17 protein-coding genes are annotated in these 17820 nt (G+C 43.2%); 8 read left to right on the forward strand and 9 right to left on the reverse strand.

Annotated elements, in window-relative coordinates:
• The 4 genes from IM676_RS05960 to IM676_RS05975 form a co-directional block, all read right to left on the reverse strand.
• Positions 1–936: AAA family ATPase (locus IM676_RS05960; protein WP_200989357.1), on the reverse strand; the 936-nt coding region annotated here is incomplete at its 3' end.
• 140 nt (positions 937–1076) lie between these two features.
• Positions 1077–2465, reverse strand: coding sequence for a histidine--tRNA ligase (gene hisS / locus IM676_RS05965; RefSeq protein WP_200989358.1), 1389 nt, complete (start codon positions 2463–2465; stop codon positions 1077–1079).
• Positions 2466–2817: 352 nt separating this feature from the next.
• The gene (locus tag IM676_RS05970; protein ID WP_200989359.1) at positions 2818–4251 is read right to left on the reverse strand and encodes an aldehyde dehydrogenase family protein; all 1434 of its coding nucleotides are present in this window, start codon (positions 4249–4251) and stop codon (positions 2818–2820) included.
• 90 nt (positions 4252–4341) lie between these two features.
• Positions 4342–5304, reverse strand: coding sequence for a metal ABC transporter substrate-binding protein (locus tag IM676_RS05975; protein WP_200989360.1), 963 nt, complete (start codon positions 5302–5304; stop codon positions 4342–4344).
• A 63-nt stretch (positions 5305–5367) separates the two neighbouring features.
• On the opposite strand from IM676_RS05975, the gene IM676_RS05980 reads away from it, so the two are divergent.
• From IM676_RS05980 to holB, 5 genes are all read left to right on the forward strand, one after another.
• Positions 5368–6141 (forward strand): metal ABC transporter ATP-binding protein, encoded by a 774-nt coding sequence (locus tag IM676_RS05980; protein ID WP_404799837.1) that lies wholly within the window; start codon positions 5368–5370, stop codon positions 6139–6141.
• Between the two features lie 34 nt (positions 6142–6175).
• Positions 6176–7027, forward strand: a complete 852-nt coding sequence (locus IM676_RS05985; protein WP_200989362.1) for a metal ABC transporter permease — start codon at positions 6176–6178, stop codon at positions 7025–7027.
• A gap of 80 nt (positions 7028–7107) precedes the next feature.
• A complete protein-coding gene (locus IM676_RS05990) occupies positions 7108–7893 on the forward strand; it encodes an HAD family hydrolase (protein WP_200989363.1) in 786 nt (261 codons plus the stop codon).
• A gap of 161 nt (positions 7894–8054) precedes the next feature.
• Entirely contained in the window at positions 8055–9230 is a 1176-nt protein-coding gene (locus IM676_RS05995) for a DNA double-strand break repair nuclease NurA (protein ID WP_200989364.1), read from the forward strand.
• The gene (gene holB, locus IM676_RS06000; RefSeq protein ID WP_200989365.1) at positions 9227–10189 is read left to right on the forward strand and encodes a DNA polymerase III subunit delta'; all 963 of its coding nucleotides are present in this window, start codon (positions 9227–9229) and stop codon (positions 10187–10189) included. Before IM676_RS05995 ends, holB begins: the two co-directional genes overlap by 4 nt.
• Positions 10190–10393: 204 nt before the next feature.
• Here the strand turns inward: holB and IM676_RS06005 are convergent, their stop codons facing one another.
• Positions 10394–11137 (reverse strand): response regulator transcription factor, encoded by a 744-nt coding sequence (locus tag IM676_RS06005; protein WP_200989366.1) that lies wholly within the window; start codon positions 11135–11137, stop codon positions 10394–10396.
• Between the two features lie 196 nt (positions 11138–11333).
• On the opposite strand from IM676_RS06005, the gene IM676_RS06010 reads away from it, so the two are divergent.
• Both IM676_RS06010 and IM676_RS06015 read left to right on the forward strand, forming a co-directional pair.
• Complete coding sequence (locus tag IM676_RS06010; protein ID WP_225880527.1) at positions 11334–11471, forward strand: hypothetical protein; 138 nt, start codon at positions 11334–11336, stop codon at positions 11469–11471.
• Between the two features lie 232 nt (positions 11472–11703).
• On the forward strand, positions 11704–13140 hold the full coding sequence (locus IM676_RS06015; RefSeq protein ID WP_200989368.1) for an alkaline phosphatase PhoX: 1437 nt from the start codon (positions 11704–11706) through the stop codon (positions 13138–13140).
• A gap of 77 nt (positions 13141–13217) precedes the next feature.
• Here the strand turns inward: IM676_RS06015 and IM676_RS06020 are convergent, their stop codons facing one another.
• A complete protein-coding gene (locus tag IM676_RS06020; protein ID WP_200989369.1) occupies positions 13218–14573 on the reverse strand; it encodes a (Fe-S)-binding protein in 1356 nt (451 codons plus the stop codon).
• Between the two features lie 56 nt (positions 14574–14629).
• Positions 14630–15913 (reverse strand): FAD-binding oxidoreductase, encoded by a 1284-nt coding sequence (locus IM676_RS06025; RefSeq protein ID WP_200989370.1) that lies wholly within the window; start codon positions 15911–15913, stop codon positions 14630–14632.
• A 293-nt stretch (positions 15914–16206) separates the two neighbouring features.
• Here IM676_RS06025 and IM676_RS06030 point away from each other — a divergent pair, with 293 nt between their 5' ends.
• Positions 16207–16506, forward strand: a complete 300-nt coding sequence (locus IM676_RS06030; RefSeq protein WP_200989371.1) for an RNA recognition motif domain-containing protein — start codon at positions 16207–16209, stop codon at positions 16504–16506.
• A 107-nt stretch (positions 16507–16613) separates the two neighbouring features.
• On the opposite strand, the gene IM676_RS06035 is transcribed toward IM676_RS06030, so the two are convergent.
• A complete protein-coding gene (locus IM676_RS06035) occupies positions 16614–17222 on the reverse strand; it encodes a gamma-glutamylcyclotransferase (protein ID WP_200989372.1) in 609 nt (202 codons plus the stop codon).
• 149 nt (positions 17223–17371) lie between these two features.
• Positions 17372–17812, reverse strand: a complete 441-nt coding sequence (locus tag IM676_RS06040; RefSeq protein WP_200989373.1) for a hypothetical protein — start codon at positions 17810–17812, stop codon at positions 17372–17374.
• Between the last annotated feature and the right edge of the window lie 8 nt (positions 17813–17820).

Below are 17820 nucleotides of genomic sequence, written 5' to 3' on the forward strand. Positions count from 1 at the left end.
TTCTTCCCCAGATAAGATGGGTTCTATAATGGCTTTTACTCTATTTTCTCGCAGTCGCTCTGCTAAACTATCTAGATGGGTGTCTTGCCTTTGAATTAGTATATCTTTAGCTTGATTAATTAAATCTACCGTGATGGGGATATTCACATCTTGTGCTAAGTATTCTGTAACTTCCTTAGCTAAAGCATTGACTAACCAAGGTTGACCCTGGGTTAAATAGTAGGCGTGGTTAATAGCTTCGGGGGTGAAGATTTGCCCTGTGGCTGCGGTGTGTTGTGTGTATAGACTCTTTACATCTTCTAAGGTGAAATTACTCAAGGTGAGAGAGCGCACCTTGATATTAAAGGGGCTAGAGGTATTTAACCTGTCAGTACCACCAGAAGCTACCTTATAATCACGTACATCCCGCATCCCGATTAACGCCACACATTGGGGGAAACCTTGGGGGCGATTGGGATAACCATCGCGAATTTGTCGTAATATAGCAATTAAGGTTTCATTAGCTAAAGCATCGATTTCATCAATAAACACTACCAAAGGAAGGGATGAAACCTTTGCCCATGATTCTAATGTTGCTCCAATCCGTCGCCCTACAGGAGCATCAGGCCATTTAGGGGGTTGTAATTCATCAGGTAACCTGTGACTAATAGCACCCCGCCAAGCGTCTAAAATGGCTAATTCGGCGATATCTGGTTGATTTGAAAAAGCTGCCCCTACCTCTACAGATACCATGACAGCAGTATATTTACCACTGGCTGTTAATTCCTGTGCTAGGGTGAGCATGGCAGTGGTTTTACCGGTTTGTCTGGGTGCATGGATGACAAAGTAATTGCGCTGTTCAATCAGGCGTTTTAACTCTGGTAACCGTTCACTGGTGGGTAGGGTATAGTGTATATCTGGTTGACAAGGACCTGCTGTGTTAAACCATTTAGTCATAAAAGTTTAGGTAGAGGTTGACTGTTGACCGTTGTAACAATTTTTGAGAAATATCACAGGGAGCGAGTGTAGTTTTAGGTGTATCTAAAATTTTTGATACATCATAAAGGACTTTTAAAACAACCTCTAACTAAACCATGTTACCCCAACCGGTTTTTAATTTCTCCTGCTAAGTTATCTAGGGTTACTTCCACCTGTTCACCTGATTTTAAATCCTTGAGAGATGACCTTTGGGCTGCAGCTTCCTCCGAACCAATAATTACACAAAATTGAATCCCTTGTTTATCAGCAAGTTGGAATTGTTTACCTAAAGGGCGCTGCTCAAAATTAGTCACCACATTAATTCCTGCCCGGCGCAGGTTTTGAGATACATTTAAATAAATAGGCATTAAATCTGCTTGCATATTCACCACCATCACCTGCGCTGGTGTAGGAGATAAAGTATTGAGAATACCAGCCTTGAGCAGACGACTAATTAAACGAGTTAAGCCAATAGAAATACCCACACCGGGCATTTTTTCCCCTAAAAAAGTCCCCACCAACTCCTCATATCTACCCCCAGAGCAAATACTACCTAAAGCCTCATGACCTAACAAAGTTGTTTCGTAAACCGTACCCGTATAATAATCAAGACCACGAGCAATAGATAAATCAATACAAAACCGATTTTCTGAGACTCCCAAATTACGCACACCTGCAATGACAGTTGCTAACTCAGTCACCCCCAAATTAAACACCTGCGCCTCTGGGAGATTTTCCGCCAAATGCGTGAGCTTATCTAAAACCTGATCAACAGAACCATGAATATTAATAAAATCAATAATTTTTTGTGTATATTCAGTATTAATACCTTCTGCTGCCAAAGCTTGCTTAACTTTAGCCTCACCAATTTTTTCTAGATTGTCAATTATACTAATACAGGATTTAATTTTATTTTCAGGAATACCCACAGATTGAAAAAAGCCTGTAAGCACTTTCCGATTATTGATGCGAATCAGAAAATCACCAATATTAACTTTCTCAAAGATTTCGCTAATAATTGCCGGCATTTGAGCATCATAGAGTAAACTCAGTTCACGACGAGCCACCACATCAATATCACACTGACGGAACTGACGAAACCGCCCATCCTTGGCCCGTTCACCCCGAAACACCACATCCATTTGGTAACGCGCAAAAGGAAAAGTTAACTCATTGAGGTGACGAGCAATATAAGCAGCTAGGGGTACAGTTTGGTCGAATTTTAAAGCCCTAGCTTCCGAACCTGTTTCCCCTGCCCTTTCCTTTTGAGCTTGCAGATTTGGTGGTAATATAGGGTCAATGCCATAAATAATATTATCCCCCTGATTGCCCTTAGCTTGCAGAACTTCTAAACGTTCCACCGCGGGGGTTTCAATGGGAGTAAAGCCATAACTTTCAAACACCCGGCGAATATTATCCAACAAATATAATTCCAAGCGTTTTTCGCTGGGAAGAAATTCGGGGAACCCGCTGGGGGTAGAAAAATTAATTTTGTCACCTTTGACCATACTTACACCTTATTAAATATCAGATTAAGCAATTAAGAAATTAAATTATAACCCTTCTCATATAAATAGAATCCAGAGCCACTCTACCAGAAAACGCGCACAGTGCCCCTGGTTTCTAACTATGGGGGTGTAGTGCGCTAGCGACTTTAGTCGCATTAGAACGATTGACTGGCTTTAGCCACAGTGATATGATGGACAAAGCGAGTAAACAACCATTTACACGCGACTTGCAGCCGTGGGGCACACGGTCAAGATGCTTGCAGTTAGCGGAGCGGCGCGTTAGCGCGGGTAAATTCATTGGAATCCCCGTGAAGCAAGAATCCCCTGGCTTCTAGCCGTGGGGAGTGTAAAATTAGTGTAAATCGTCCAAACCCCGATCAAACCACCAAGGGTCGGGACTAGAGTTAGTTTTAATCAAAAATGCTTTTTTTCTCAGGAAGCGTTGAATTAACCCTTTTCCCAGGGGTGACCCTCCCAGACCGGAGAATTTAAAAGAATTTTTTTCTCCCTCAGACATAATAGCAGTCAAAGCAGCATCATTAATACTAATAGCACCAGCATCAATTTGTCTGGCCACAGCTAAGGCCTCCCCCTCGGAGAGTGCAAACACCGCCGCGCTCTGTCCATATATAGAATCATTTGCTAAGTATACTGCTTCCTCAACGGTGGTAAATGGCATTACTGGCATAATGGGGCCAAAAGTTGGTTCTGTCATCACCTTCATAGAATGGTTGACCTGGGTAATTACCGTGGGACGACACCACCAACCCCCGCCTAATTGTTCCACCTTACCACCACAATGTATTAATGCTCCCTTTTCCATTGCATCTATCAGATGGTCGTTAATAATTGCGGCTTGTCTTTCGGTGATAATAGGGCCAATTTCTCCACTGTTCAGCTGGGGATAGGCTAACTGTAAACTAATAGCTCTAGCTATGAGTTGATGATAAAACTCTTCAAATATTGATTGGGCTACATAAATTCTTTGAATTGAAACAAACGACTGTCCAGCGTTGACCACCGAACCCCACAAAATAGCTGAGGTGGCTAATTCCAGATTAGCTGATTCTAAAACAATGGCTGGGTCTTTTCCCTCTAATTCTAAATAGGCGGGAATAAAACGTTGAGCTGCGGCCTGAGCTACTTTTCTCCCGGTGGTTAAACTCCCGGAAAAGCAAACTAAATCTACATTTTCTATGAGGTTAGCACCTGTTTCACCTCCTCCCTCCACAAAACTTAACACATCACGCATATCTGGTACACCATTGAGAGCTGTAATTAGGGGGGCGACGAAGCGGGGTGAAATCTCGCTAGGTTTGACAATGACGGCACAACCTGCTAATAATGCGGGGATAGTATTAATTGTAGATAGCAATAGGGGTAAGTTCCAGGAGCTAATTACCCCCACTAAGGGGTAAGGTACTGATGTTTGTTCTAGGGCGATAAATGGGACTGCTGTATTTTTAGCCCAGTCTCGCAGTAATTCCGGTCCTAAGTCACACCAACGGTCAATATTATCTAGGAAAGAGTTGATTTCTAATATTGAGGTGGACAGTCTCCCGGTATCACTTACCAAAGCCTGTGTTAGCTGTTCCCTCCCAGTCACTATTGCTTGTTTCCATGTCTGTAAAGCCTCAATTCTGGCTTCTAAACCCATCTGATACCAGCGAATTTGCGCCCTCCGGGCGCGCTGGCATTGGTGTGATAATAATCTAGGGGATGGCGGTAGAATTACATAGTCATACTTGCCATTTCGAGGGTTACGGACTTCGGTCGGTTTATTCATTAGTATATTTTTTACATTTAAATTAAGTAGCGATCGCCAAGGTTACCTCTCATATCTGTTACTCAGAAAAAAAATATCTTAAAAATGGAATTAATTAAGTTGAAATGGTGTATAGTTGCCTCCTAATGCTTCCACAATGGTGCGAGTATTAGCTACCATCATTTTGATATAGGAATCGGTATCACTACCTTTTGCACCAATAGAATCAGAGTATAATTTACCCCGTGCTAATTTTACACCGGCTTCTTGGGCTACAGTAGTAATTAAGGCCTGGTTAATTGTAGTCTCAGCAAAAATAGCGGGTACACCTGTCTTTTTAATAGACTCTACCAAACGCTTAACTGTTTGGGCGCTGGGTTGTTCTTCTGTACTCACACCAATTAATGTCCCAGCGATCGCCATCCCATAGGCTTGAGTATAATATTGAAAAGCGTCATGGGTGGTCACCAGTTGGCGGTTATCTGGGGGGATAGTTTGAATTTGTTGATTAATCCAGTTATGTAATTGCTGTAATTCATTGGTTAACTCAGATGCTCTTTGAGTAAATGCTGTAGCATCTGCTGGGGATAATTTAATCAACTCATCCCGAATTATATTGACCATAGCGATGGCATTTTCTGCACTTCCCCACACATGGGGGTCTGGTATAATTTTCCCATCACCTTGATCTAACTTCAAAGCTGAGACAACTTCCCCCACTGCTACCTTCTGGGCTTTTTCACCCACCGCATTCATTAACTTAATTAATCCCGGTTCCAAATCATAGCCATTATACAAAATTAAATCAGCCGTTTCTAAAACCCGGCCATCTGCTGGAGTCGGTTCATAAACATGGGGGTCTACACCTGCTTGGAGAATACTAATTAACTCAATTTCCTCTCCCCCAACTACCTCAGCCAAATCAGCAATAATAGTATTAGTTGCAACTACTCGCGGTTGTCCATTCATCTCCCCTGAGATGTCGTTACTGTCTAGTTGGTTACATCCCCCTATGGCCAGCCCTAATAATACTCCTACCACAGCTTGGCACAATAATCTAGCTGTTGATTTCATCGAGTTACACTTCTTCTCATATTTTTCTCATATTTAATCATATTTAAGGTACAATATTCTCATATTCTTTTCATTTTTCCACCAAAGGGAACAGGAAAAACCGGAACTATGAGTATTAATATTACCCATGTGGGGGTGCATTACCGCACATTACCAGCTTTAGTAGATGTTAACTGTATTATTAAACCAGGGAGAATCACGGGGATTTTTGGCCCTAATGGTGCGGGTAAAAGTACCTTAATGAAAGCCATGCTGGGGTTAGTCCCCCTTAGTAGTGGCAGAGTATTGTATAAAGAGAAACCATTAACCCAGCAACTAGAAAAAGTCGCATATATCCCCCAGCGCAATCAAATAGATTGGAGTTACCCTGCTACGGTGTGGGATGTGGCGATGATGGGAAGGGTAAAAAAGACGGGTTGGTTACGTAGCTTTTCCCCAGTTAGTCACCAGGAAACTAAAAACGCTCTCCAACGAGTAGAAATGTTAGCATATTGCGATCGCCCCATAGGAGAATTATCAGGGGGACAACAACAAAGAGTATTTTTAGCCCGTGCTTTGGCACAGCAAGCAGATATATACTGCTGTGATGAACCATTAGCGGGTATTGACCAAAAAACCCAAGCTGTAATTTTCACCGTCTTTCGGGAATTAGCCGCCGCTGGTAAAATTGTTTTAGTGGTTAACCACGATTTAGGTGAATCAATTACCCATTTTGATGATTTAATTTTACTCAACCGGGAATTAATCGCTACAGGTGTACGACAGCAAGTTCTGACAGCATCAAACCTGAATCGCGCCTATGGTGGTCAAGTTATGTACTTTAATCATGCTGCTTAAATTCTCTCTATGTCTGCTGCTAGTATAAATACGTATGATTGAAGCATTAATTGAGCCACTGCAATATACCTTTATGCAGCGATCGCTACTGGTCGCCATCATAGTCGGTTTGCTGTGTGCCGTGGTAGGTAGTTACTTAATGGTGCAAAGACTAGCATTACTGGGTGATGCTATCAGTCATTCAGTCTTGCCAGGACTAGCGATCGCCTTTATAATAGGAGGAAACATTTATTTAGGCGCATTTATAGCCGGGGTAATCAGTACAATCGCCATCACCTGGATAAAAACCCACTCCCCCATCAAAGAAGATGCAGCCATGGGTATAGTCCTTTCAGCATTTTTCGCCACGGGTATCACCTTAATTACAGTCATTCAAAAAACCCAAAAAATCGACCTGAGTCACTTTCTATTTGGTAACATTCTGGGGGTAACATCCCAGGAAGTGCGAGACACCGCCATTATTGCCGCTATAGTTTTAATAGTTGTTTTGTTATTATATAAAGAACTATTATTTTACACCTTTGACCCCCTAGGGGCACAAGCTGCGGGTTTACCAGTAAATCGGTTAAACTTTGGCTTAATGGTGCTGATTGCTCTGACAATTGTCGCTAGCATGAAAACTGTAGGCGTTATCCTAGTCTTAGCACTGTTAATTACACCGGGAGCGACTGCTTACCTGTTAGTGAAACGTTTACATCAAGTCATGATTTTAGGCGCATTCGCTGGGTGTATCTCCAGTATTAGCGGAATGTACCTCAGCTACTTTTTTAATTTACCTTCTGGTCCAGCCATAGTTTTAGTAGCATCAGGGTTATTTGTATTAGTATTACTCTTCAGTCCTAAAAACGGGATTTTTACATCAAGAATGAATCGGAAAAATACATAAATGATTAAATACTGACAAAAATTACAGCCTACTTGGAAATTCTTCGCTAATCTAACAAAAGCAGTTTATTTCCCAGCAAAATGACCGGAAGCAGTCCCACAATTTTAGCACTAGACTTTGATGGAGTAATTTGCGATGGACTAATTGAGTATTTTGAAGTCGCATGGCGGACTTACTGTAAAATTTGGTCCCCAGTAGATAACACACCCCCAGATGATTTACCATTAAGATTCTATCGCCTCAGACCAGTGATTGAAACCGGTTGGGAAATGCCAGTTTTAATCAAAGCCTTAATAGATGGAATTCCCGAAACCTCAATTTTTCAGGAATGGGCGAAAATCACCCCCCAGATTTTATCAGCGTATAATCTGCAATCCCAAACAATTGCCCTCCAACTTGACAACTTGCGGGATGAATGGATCAAAACTGACCTAGAAGGTTGGCTAAACCTGCATAGATTCTACCCGGGCGTAGTAGAAAGAATGAAAATCACCCTAGGGAGTGAAACAAAAATATACATTGTCACCACCAAAGAAGGGCGCTTTGTAGAGCGGTTATTAGCAAGAGAAGGAGTGAACCTACCCCCAGGGGTAATTTTCGGTAAAGAAGTCAAACGACCCAAATATGAAACTTTGAGAGAATTAATTGCTAACGCCACCGAAAAACCAGTTAAACTGTGGTTTGTCGAAGATAGACTTAAAACATTGCAATTAGTGCAACAACAAACAGACCTGGAAGATGTGAAACTTTTCCTAGCAGACTGGGGATATAACACCCAAACAGAAAGGAAAGCAGCCCAAACTCATCCCACCATCGGACTACTAAGCCTGTCCCAGTTTACTAAAAACTTCCCTGCCTGGCAATAACTCCTCAAACCCTAGGCACATGATCATCTGTGTTCATCTGTGGTGATTTCTTCCACTCACAGATGATTGAGTAAATCTAAAAATTGTGCTATGAGTGCTATAAATTTATAGCAATATAAAATAACTGTGGTTAACATCACCAACCAAACCTAAGTTATTTTATGCTAGATATTACAAAATTAGCTCGACAAATGCAGGGCTTAAGTCAACATCTCACCTTAGAAGCTGCTGCAAGTCACCAGAGATTAGAATTAGCCCAACAATATCTACAAACAGCCTATAAGTCCCAGCAAGACCTGATAGAGCTTCAGCAACAATGGCGCGATCGCATTGTGTTTCCTAATGCTACACCAATAGAACCCCTGGAAACCCGCATTAATATCCCAGTTCCCCCCAAAGTACATACAGTTATCGCCACCGACGGGTCTCAAATTGCGCCCAACCATCATGAAATTGCCTACTGCTACCTGTTGAACATTGGTAGAGTAGTTTTACACTACGGACAAAACCGCCATCCACTTCTAGATAGTTTACCAGAAGTATTTTATCGCCCAGAAGACCTGTATATATCCACGCAATGGGGAATTAAACCTGAGGAATGGATGGGATACCGCCGCACTGTTTCCGAAACCACAGTTTTAGCAGAATTAGCTTGTGCAGCCAAGGGAGAAGTCCCAGCCTTAGCCATGGTGGACGGCTCCTTAATTTACTGGTTTTTAGAGCAGTTACCTTTAGATGCACGCGATCGCATCTTACCACCAATCCTAGAAGCATGGCAACAGTTGCATCAAGCTCAAATTCCCCTCCTGGGATATCTTAGCGCCTCTCGCCACACTGATTCTACCAACTTTTTAAGATTATTGACCTGTCCCCATACAGTCCCCGACTGTAAAAGTTATTGTCCAGACTCCGCAGAAAAATATCCTTGTCAGGTTTTTGACACCTTGAGAGATACCACCCTATGGGGAACCACATTACAACCAGGACAACGGGGACCGATATGGCGTAGTAATAGCAGGATTTTAGAACTTTATGAACAGCAAATGATTTACTTTTGCCACGTCCATGTAGGCAGTGAAATTGCCCGGATAGAATTTCCTGCTTGGGTATCTGAAGATACAGATACCCTCAACCAAGCATTGGCGTTAATGCTGGCCCAGGTGCAGAAAGGCCAGGGCTACCCCATAGCGATCGCCGAAGCCCATAATCAAGCAGTAGTCCGGGGGGGCGATCGAACCCGCTTCTTCGCCCTCTTAGAGAGACAAATGATTAAAGCCGGTTTGAGAAATGTGGGAACTTCCTACAAAGAAGCTAGAAAACGAGGCAGTATTGCGTGATACCAGACATCTTTGCACCCTTACTGGGACAACCCCAAGCCATTGAACTACTCACTCAAGCCTTTAAACAAGACAGAATCGCCCCGGCTTATTTGTTTGTTGGCAGAGACGGTGTGGGTAAAACCCTAGCCGCTAAGTGCTTTGTACAACTGTTACTTTACGTAGAAACACAGAATATTACCACCTTACAAAATCGTCTGCGTCAAGGTAATCATCCCGATTTGTGGTGGGTAGAACCGACCTACCAATACCAAGGGCAAAGATTAACAGCCGCAGAAGCAGCCGAGAAAAAACTTAAGCGCAAAGCCCCCCCCGTCATCAGACTAGAACAGATTCGGGAAATTAGCGAATTTCTCAGCCGTCCTCCCTGGGAAGCACCCAGAAACGTGGTCGTTGTTGAGTCAGCCCAGACAATGGCAGAAGCAGCTGCTAATGCCCTACTTAAAACCTTAGAAGAACCCGGAAAAGCGACAATAATTTTAATTGCACCATCCCCTGAGTCTATTTTGCCCACATTGGTGTCACGCTGTCAACGCATCCCCTTTTATCCCTTAGATACACATTGCTTAACTCAAGTCCTCACCCAAACAGGACATGAGGCAATTTTGACAAATCACGCACTCTTAAATATGGCAGCTGGTAGTCCCGGTAGTGCGATCGCATCCTATGAGCAATTACAAGCAATTCCCGAAAGTTTACTTCTAGAAGTCACCAAAAGACCATCATCCTACCGCCCAGCCTTAGAACTAGCCAAGAAAATCGCCCAAGACTTAGACACAGAGGCACAACTATGGTTAGTCGATTATCTCCAACAATCCTACTGGCAACAGTGGCATCAATCAGGAATCATCCACCAACTAGAACAAACTCGTAAATCCTTACTGTGTTACGCCCAACCCCGCTTAGTTTGGGAATGCACATTCATAGCCATGGTCACCCATTTTCGTGTTTCCCTGTGAAGTTAAAACAGCAACTGAGCAGTTTGTAACCGGGATTTCTCCGTCTGAGAAAAGTTATTTTTGCCAACCTGATTCACTTTGGAATTATCCCATACTTTAGCTCATCCAATTACCTCAAATTTTTACGGGTAAATAACTCAATGTGAACCTATTTGTAGAGTAGGTTACATAACTTGACATCAACTATGAAATCCCGGATAAATTTTACTCTACCACCGATGCAGAAGCACCCTCATTTGATTGAGGTAAGCTAGGTAACTCTAAACAATATCCCGCCCCATACACTGTTTTGATATAGCGAGGATGACGAGGATCTGGTTCTAGTTTAGTTCTCAAGTGGCGGATATGCACCCGAATAGTTTCAATGTCATCATCTGGATCATAGCCCCAAACTTCCCGCAGGATTTCACTCGGGGAAACCGTCTGACCGTGACGTTGCAGCAAACAGTGGAGTAGTTCAAATTCCAGATGAGTAAGTTTCACCGTTTGATTGAACCATATAGCCTCAAATCTTTCTGGAACCAGAGTTAAATTCCCATAGTTGAGAATTTCGCTGTGTTTTGCCGCTTGGGGGATGCGGTCAGTACGCCGCAATAATGCCCGCACCCGTGCTAACATCTCCTCAACTTCAAAAGGCTTGGTGAGGTAATCATCCGCCCCCGAATTGAAGCCTTCCACTTTGTCCTGAGTTTGGCTTAAAGCCGTCAGCATCAATACCGGGATCTCCGCCGTGCGCTCATCCCTTCGTAGGCGTTGGCAAACTGTAAACCCGTCTACTCTGGGTAACATCAGGTCAAGCATGATTAAGTCAGGTTGTAGCTGTAGCGCTAGCGCTTGACCTTTTATACCATCTTCCGCCTGGCTGACATCATAGCCAGCCATCTCCAAATTGACGGCCACTAGTTCGGAAATGGCTGCGTCATCGTCTATGACAAGAATCCTCGGCATTATTTAATAACTTATTACTACTTCATTAAGGATAAATAAGAACCTTTGATAGATACAAAGATTTTTATCTTAATTATAAGAAACATTGAAATCTCGCATAGGTGTCAAATTAGCAAGATGGTATCATCAAAACTAAGGTACTCCAAATCCTCTATATATTGTGTTCTTCTGCCTACAATCTGCCTGGATTCCGCCAATGGGTGGTCAAGGTGTGCCAATTTTTAGTCGGCTGGCTATACCAAAAAATCCTCACAGTACCATTGTGGCTACTGATGGAATCACAGGTGATCTAGATCAAGAATGGTTTTTGAGACTCAAAGCAGCTACACCCTAGGCTCAAGGATAGACCCTAGTCTTATTTGATGGGCGCGCCTCAAAATAGCCATTTTTAACCCTTTTCCCTGGTATAACCGTAAATTAAACGAAAATTAAACCAATTATTATGTCACCTTAATGTTCCTCGAATAACTTTTTACAGTGCGATAGCGAAGCGCTGCTGCAAGCAGATCGCCTTCGGTGCTGCGTACAGGGCGATCGCACATTTAGTTAAAGAGAAGAACAACACAATGCAAGTCTCACGACGTAAATTCTTAACCTTAGCTGGTACAAGTGCGGCTACCGTGACAATGCTGTCACCATTAGAAGCCTTTTATGCCCAGGTTGCCAATGGTGAAATGCCCACAAGTACCGGTTATGGACCTCTGGAGGAAAAGCTGCCTTTAAACACAGCTGAACTTCCTGGTAACTTTAGAGACAGACCCATTTTAAAACTCCCTCGAGCATTCAACTACACCGCCTTCCATTTTACTGGTCAGCCAATGAGCGACGGGTTCACAGTACCATCCAACCATGACGGGATGGCCGCATACTCTGGAGCTAACGGCTCAACAATTCTAGTCTGTAACCATGAACTGGGTAACACTGCCACCCACCCCGTTCGTGGTGATATCCGCTACTCCACAGGTTCTCAAGGCGGAACCAGTACCATCGTAGTGGGAGCAGACCGCAGACCCATCAAAAGCTTTAACTCCTGCGCAGGTACCAGTCGTAACTGTGCTGGTGGACCCACACCCTGGCGGACATGGATCACCTGTGAAGAAACCTTCTCCACAACTACCAACACCACTGGTACTGCTGGTACTGCAACCGCCAGACACGGTTACAACTTTGAAGTTGTAGCTGACCCCAATAGCGGTTTAGTCACCCCAGTTCCCTTGATAGCCATGGGACGCTTTAATCATGAAGCTATAGCTGTAGACCCCAGAACTGGCTATGTCTACGAAACTGAAGACCGTGCTGATAGCTGCTTCTATCGGTTTGTACCTAATGTTAAGCCTACCAAAGCCGGGGACTTGGCTCAAGGCGGTACTCTGTATGCTCTCAAAGTTAGAGGTACACAAAACTTCACCCTCAACACCACCAATAATCCTAATCTAGGTGGTCAAGTGGGACTAGTCAAGGTTGGTGAAAAATTACCGGTGGAATGGGTGCAAGTTCCTAACCCCGACCCAGACACAGAAAGTGCTACCAATCGTACTGGTGTTCGCCACCAATCACAAGACCTGGGTGCTGCCATTTTCAACCGTGGTGAGGGAGCTTGGTATGGTAATGGACTAGTATACTTCGTTGCCAGTAATGGTGGACCTCCCGGAGTTAATAAATCCAACGGTAGAGGCCATGGACAAGTTTGGGCTTACGACCCCGCAAGAGAAGAAATCACCCTTGTTGTTGAAGCTTCCCCCACCGGTCAATTTTTAGATGACCCCGACAATATCACCGTTGCTCCTTGGGGTGACCTCTTCCTGTGCGAAGACGGTGGTGGAGTAGACTATATTGTAGGCGTTAACGGTAAAGGTCAAGTCTATCAGTTTGCCATGAACAACCTCGGTAGCAGTGAGTTCGCTGGCGCTTGCTTCTCTGCTGATGGTAGAACCCTATTTGTCAACATTCAATCTCCTGGTATCACACTGGCTATTTTTGGACCTTGGAATCGTCGCAGATAAGTAGTAGTGTTTGCAGATGATTAAGTCATAAATGAAAAAACTGGGTTTTCCCAGTTTTTCTTGCATAAATACACAGGTTAAAAATCCAACTTCACACCCCGAATGGCATAATCTAGTAACTCCATAGGGTGCATCACAGCTATGGTTTTACCTTGCAACTGTAAATGCTTGGTAATTTGCAACGTACAACCAGGATTAGCAGAAGCAATTAACTGTGCACCTGTATTTAACAAATTCTGTACCTTTTGCTGACCCAACTCCTCAGCTACCTCTGGTTGCAGCATATTATAAACACCAGCACTACCACAACACAAAGCTGCGTCTATGGGTTCGGTTAACTTCACCCCGGGAATTTGTCGTAATAATTGACGTGGTTGCACACTAATCTTTTGTCCATGCAGTAAATGACAGGCATCTTGATAAACTAAATTTAAAGGCTGATCACTTAGGGGCGATAATTTAGCCGTCAATCCCACCTTGACTAAAAATTCTTGAGCATCTTTCACCTTAGCAGCAAAAGCCCGCGCCTGGTCTCGATATTCCGGGTCATCTTGGAGAATGTGACCATATTCTTTTAAAGTATGACCACAACCAGCAGCATTGATAATGATAAAATCTACATCCGTATCGGCAAAACTATCAATCATTTGTTTTGCTAAACTTTGGGCTTGTTGGGTTTGTCCTTGGTGTTCAGGAAGCGCAGCACAACAACCTTGAGATTTAGGAATTACCACCTCGCAACCATTCGCAGTTAACACCCGTACGGTGGCCTCATTAATCGGGGAGAAAAACAACCGTTGCACACATCCCAAAATCACCCCCACCCGGTAACGCTTCTCCCCTTGGGGGGGAATAATGTCTGGTAGGTTATCTTGAAAGGATTGCAGGGTAATTTTTGGTAAGATTGATTCCATCGCCGCTAAACGCGGAGATACTTTCTTGAGTAACCCTGTAGTCCTTACTAACTTTGGTAAGCCCAACTTTTGATAAACTAGCAAGGGAAATAAAAACAGTCGTAATAAATTAGGATTAGGAAACAAAGAAAATATCAGTTTACGAATCAAGGTATCTGGTAAACTGCGGGGGTGATTGCGTTCTACTTGGTGACGAGTCGCAGAAATCAACTTATCATACTGCACACCAGAAGGACAAGTACTTACACAGGCCAGACAACCTAAACAAGAATCAAAATGTTGTACAGTTGCCTTATTCAGAGCTATTTCACCCTCGTTAATTGCATCCATTAAATAGATGCGTCCCCTGGGTGAGTCCATCTCTTTACCAATCACCCGATAACTAGGACAAGTGGACAGACAAAAACCACAATGTACACAACTATCAATCAATTTGGGATCGGGCGGCTGATTGACATCAAAACCTTTTAAATTCTTAATCCTAGCAGTATCATTCACCGAATTATTAGAAACTTGCATATTTAAATTATTCCCCTCTTTATCTGGTGCATCTTGGTAGCTTTGTGGTTGTTTGCTTAAATCCCACCCACAAACCGACCTGGACTGAAAATATTCTTACTATCAAACTGTTTTTTAATTTGGCGCATCACCTGCAAAGAATTACCAGCTTCACCCCAAACATCTATAGCTTGTTTAACTGTCTTTGGTGCTGTTAAAATACTCAAAAACCCCCTATGAGACTGACAGCGATCGCGCATTTTTAAAACCTGATTTTTATCCTCACATTGCCACAACCCCAAACCACTAGACAGGTGAATCAAACCCATACCTGTTTGACTCAAAACCTCCACAGATGCACTAGGTAATACTCCTATTTTGCAACTAATTACCGAATCTGTAACGGGATTATCCATTATTTCTCGCAATCTTTGCCATAGATGAGCGTCATGTTCATCCACATAAATTATCCCATCTAAACCCAATTGTTCCCCCATCGCTAACAGTCTACGTGACTGTTCTTGGACACTTTCACTAATACTTTGGAAACGCGCCATTAATCCCATACCCTGATTCCCACCTAAGGTAGAAACCAGTTGTTTAGAGAGCAAATCAGCCTGAGTTGGTGTTAAAGCACTATTGCGCAGACTGGTTGCAGCTTGGGATATAGCCTCTGGTCTACCCGTTAGCACCACTGTAGCCGATGCTGCGGGTAATGGATATACCCTTAAAGTTACTTGACTAATAACACCCAATGTGCTATAAGATCCAGTAAATAATTTCATCAAATCGTATCCGGCAACATTTTTCACCACTCGCCCCCCAGCTTTAGCAATTTCCCCATCAGCACGGACAAAGGTAATACCTAACAACTGGTCCCGCACACTACCATAACGTTGTCTGAGGGAATTAGTATCAGCTGTGGCGATTATACCGCCTATGGTGGCTAATTCCGGTTTACTGGGGTCAAGGGCAATAAATTGGCGGGATTTAGCTAAAATTTCCTGGAGATGGCAAAATTGCATCCCAGCTTCTACCGTGACTGTTAAATCACCCACGGCGTGGGCAATTACTTGATTGATGCGTTCTGTACTAACTACGATATCAATATCTGTAGCTAAACCACCCCAGTTGATTTTACTACTTTTACCTACCGGCAGCACGCGCCAGTTTTGACGGTGCGCCTCGGCGATGACCGCCGCTAGTTCCCCTTGGGTGCGGGGATAGACGATACAAATGGGAGGTTTTGCCGAGGCGATCGCCTGTTGGATGTGTTTTTGCAGGTTGGGTGCGAGGTTCTCCCAAGAATGGATGGCGGTTTCTTCGATCATAGATGCAAGACAAGAGGCGATCGCGTTCATCAGTTTCTCTGTTTTTAGTCGCTATATCTAATAATTTAAGGGCTATTTTCTCAAAAAAGTTACAGCGCCACTTTTCCCATTTCACACCTGACCAGCAATTATTTTGATCATTTCTCCAAAAGAATCTTGCTCACATCCTGTCAATCCTGATTTTTTATGTCATACTGGGAGAATGAGAATTGATTCGGCGATCAGATTTTGTTTTTATTATTCACAGGCTATTTCCTTTTGGTATTTACAGGCTTTTCTCCGAAACCGAAATCTCTACACTCTTACGATTTTGGAGAAACTTTATGTCAGTTTACGTAGGCAATCTATCTTACGAAGTTACACAAGATACACTTAACGCCGTATTTGCAGAATACGGTTCTGTAAAGCGTGTACAACTACCTACTAACCGCGAAACAGGACAACTGCGGGGTTTTGGGTTTGTAGAGATGGGTACAGATGAAGAAGAAACCGCAGCGATCGAAGCTCTCGATGGTGCAGAATGGATGGGACGCTACCTCAAGGTAAATAAAGCTAAACCCAGAGAAGATAAAGGTTCCTTCGGTGGTAACCGTGGTGGCGGTAATTTCCGCAACCGTTACTAAATAAATTAAATTAGATAGACCTTTTCAGCTTCAGCAATAGTGGAGGTCAAAAGGTCATAATTTCACATACCTCAAGCCGAACCTGGTTTGAGGTTTTAGTTTTATTCTCATAGCGCCTTCTCCAATGATTGGAGCAGATGATCTTGAGAACGCTGTTGTAATTTGTACATATGGTCAAACAAACTCCAACAATATTCCTCCGGTAATCCACAGGTGACAGCACCGCGCAAGACAACACTAGAATACCATTCGTTGGGTGCAAGTTCTTCTGAGAGCTTGTTAACCACTATATAAGTGCGAGTATTTTTGTATACTTTATCTCCGCAATCAATATCTACTGTTTCCCGACGGTATAAACTTTGGGAAACACCCTCCCGGTTATCTAAATATGCGCTCAAGCGCCAGGGGAGATGATACAGCACACCTTTAACATGAGCTTGGTCATCTGGTAAAACATCTAAAACCCCACACTTGCGGGTCGGAGAATAGGAATAAAACCCCAGTCGGTAACCCTTCAACACCGCCGGGCCGATAATATAATCATGGGTATTTTCACCCAGCGATCGCTTCAAGTCTACCGGACACATACAAGAACCATAGGCAAAATAGTAAAACATTGGCTCTTTTTGTGCCTTTGGTTGCAGTTTTAACTGAGGCTGGGGCAGATTATGGGATTGTACCCAACGATGGTGTGAGCGATCGCTTTGATGACTCATCTATCTTCAGAAGTATTTTCAGAAGTATTTAAGAAATATTCTATCATTAACTTCCTCAACATACAACTTTATCCCGATAGAAAAACTGTAGTTTAAACTAACGCTACCATCCCCTCAGGAAATAAAAAGACTCATGATACTAAGTCAAACTATGTGCCCTGGGTAATTTCGCTAGCTTCTGCATTCAGTCTGACAGCCGAACCCGTGCTATTAGTGTGATAAACCAGAGTTTGGTCAGCAGCATCAACAGTGACACGCCACCCGGGGACTAAAGCTTGAGTACAGAATTCATCAGCAGCAGCTAAGTTTAAACAGCCATCATTCCAAGTCTGTGGTAAAGCTTCAACAATCTTCAATTGCGAAACTGGTAACTCTAACCTTTGAGAAACCGCTTCTAAAACAGCATTTTTCACAGATTCCGGTAGATTATTGACCTGGTTATCTATGAAAGAATCCCTGGACATCTGTGGGTCATCAGCAACCATTGTTACAGCAGTAGTACTGTGAATGATTGTCAAGGCTGCACCCAGAAAAAAAATGCCAGTCAAAATCACGACAATATAGGTAATATAATGACTTTTGCGCCTCATTTTGCTGA

Source organism: Anabaenopsis elenkinii CCIBt3563, from assembly GCF_015245355.1.
Taxonomy (GTDB): Bacteria; Cyanobacteriota; Cyanobacteriia; order Cyanobacteriales; family Nostocaceae; genus Anabaenopsis; species Anabaenopsis elenkinii.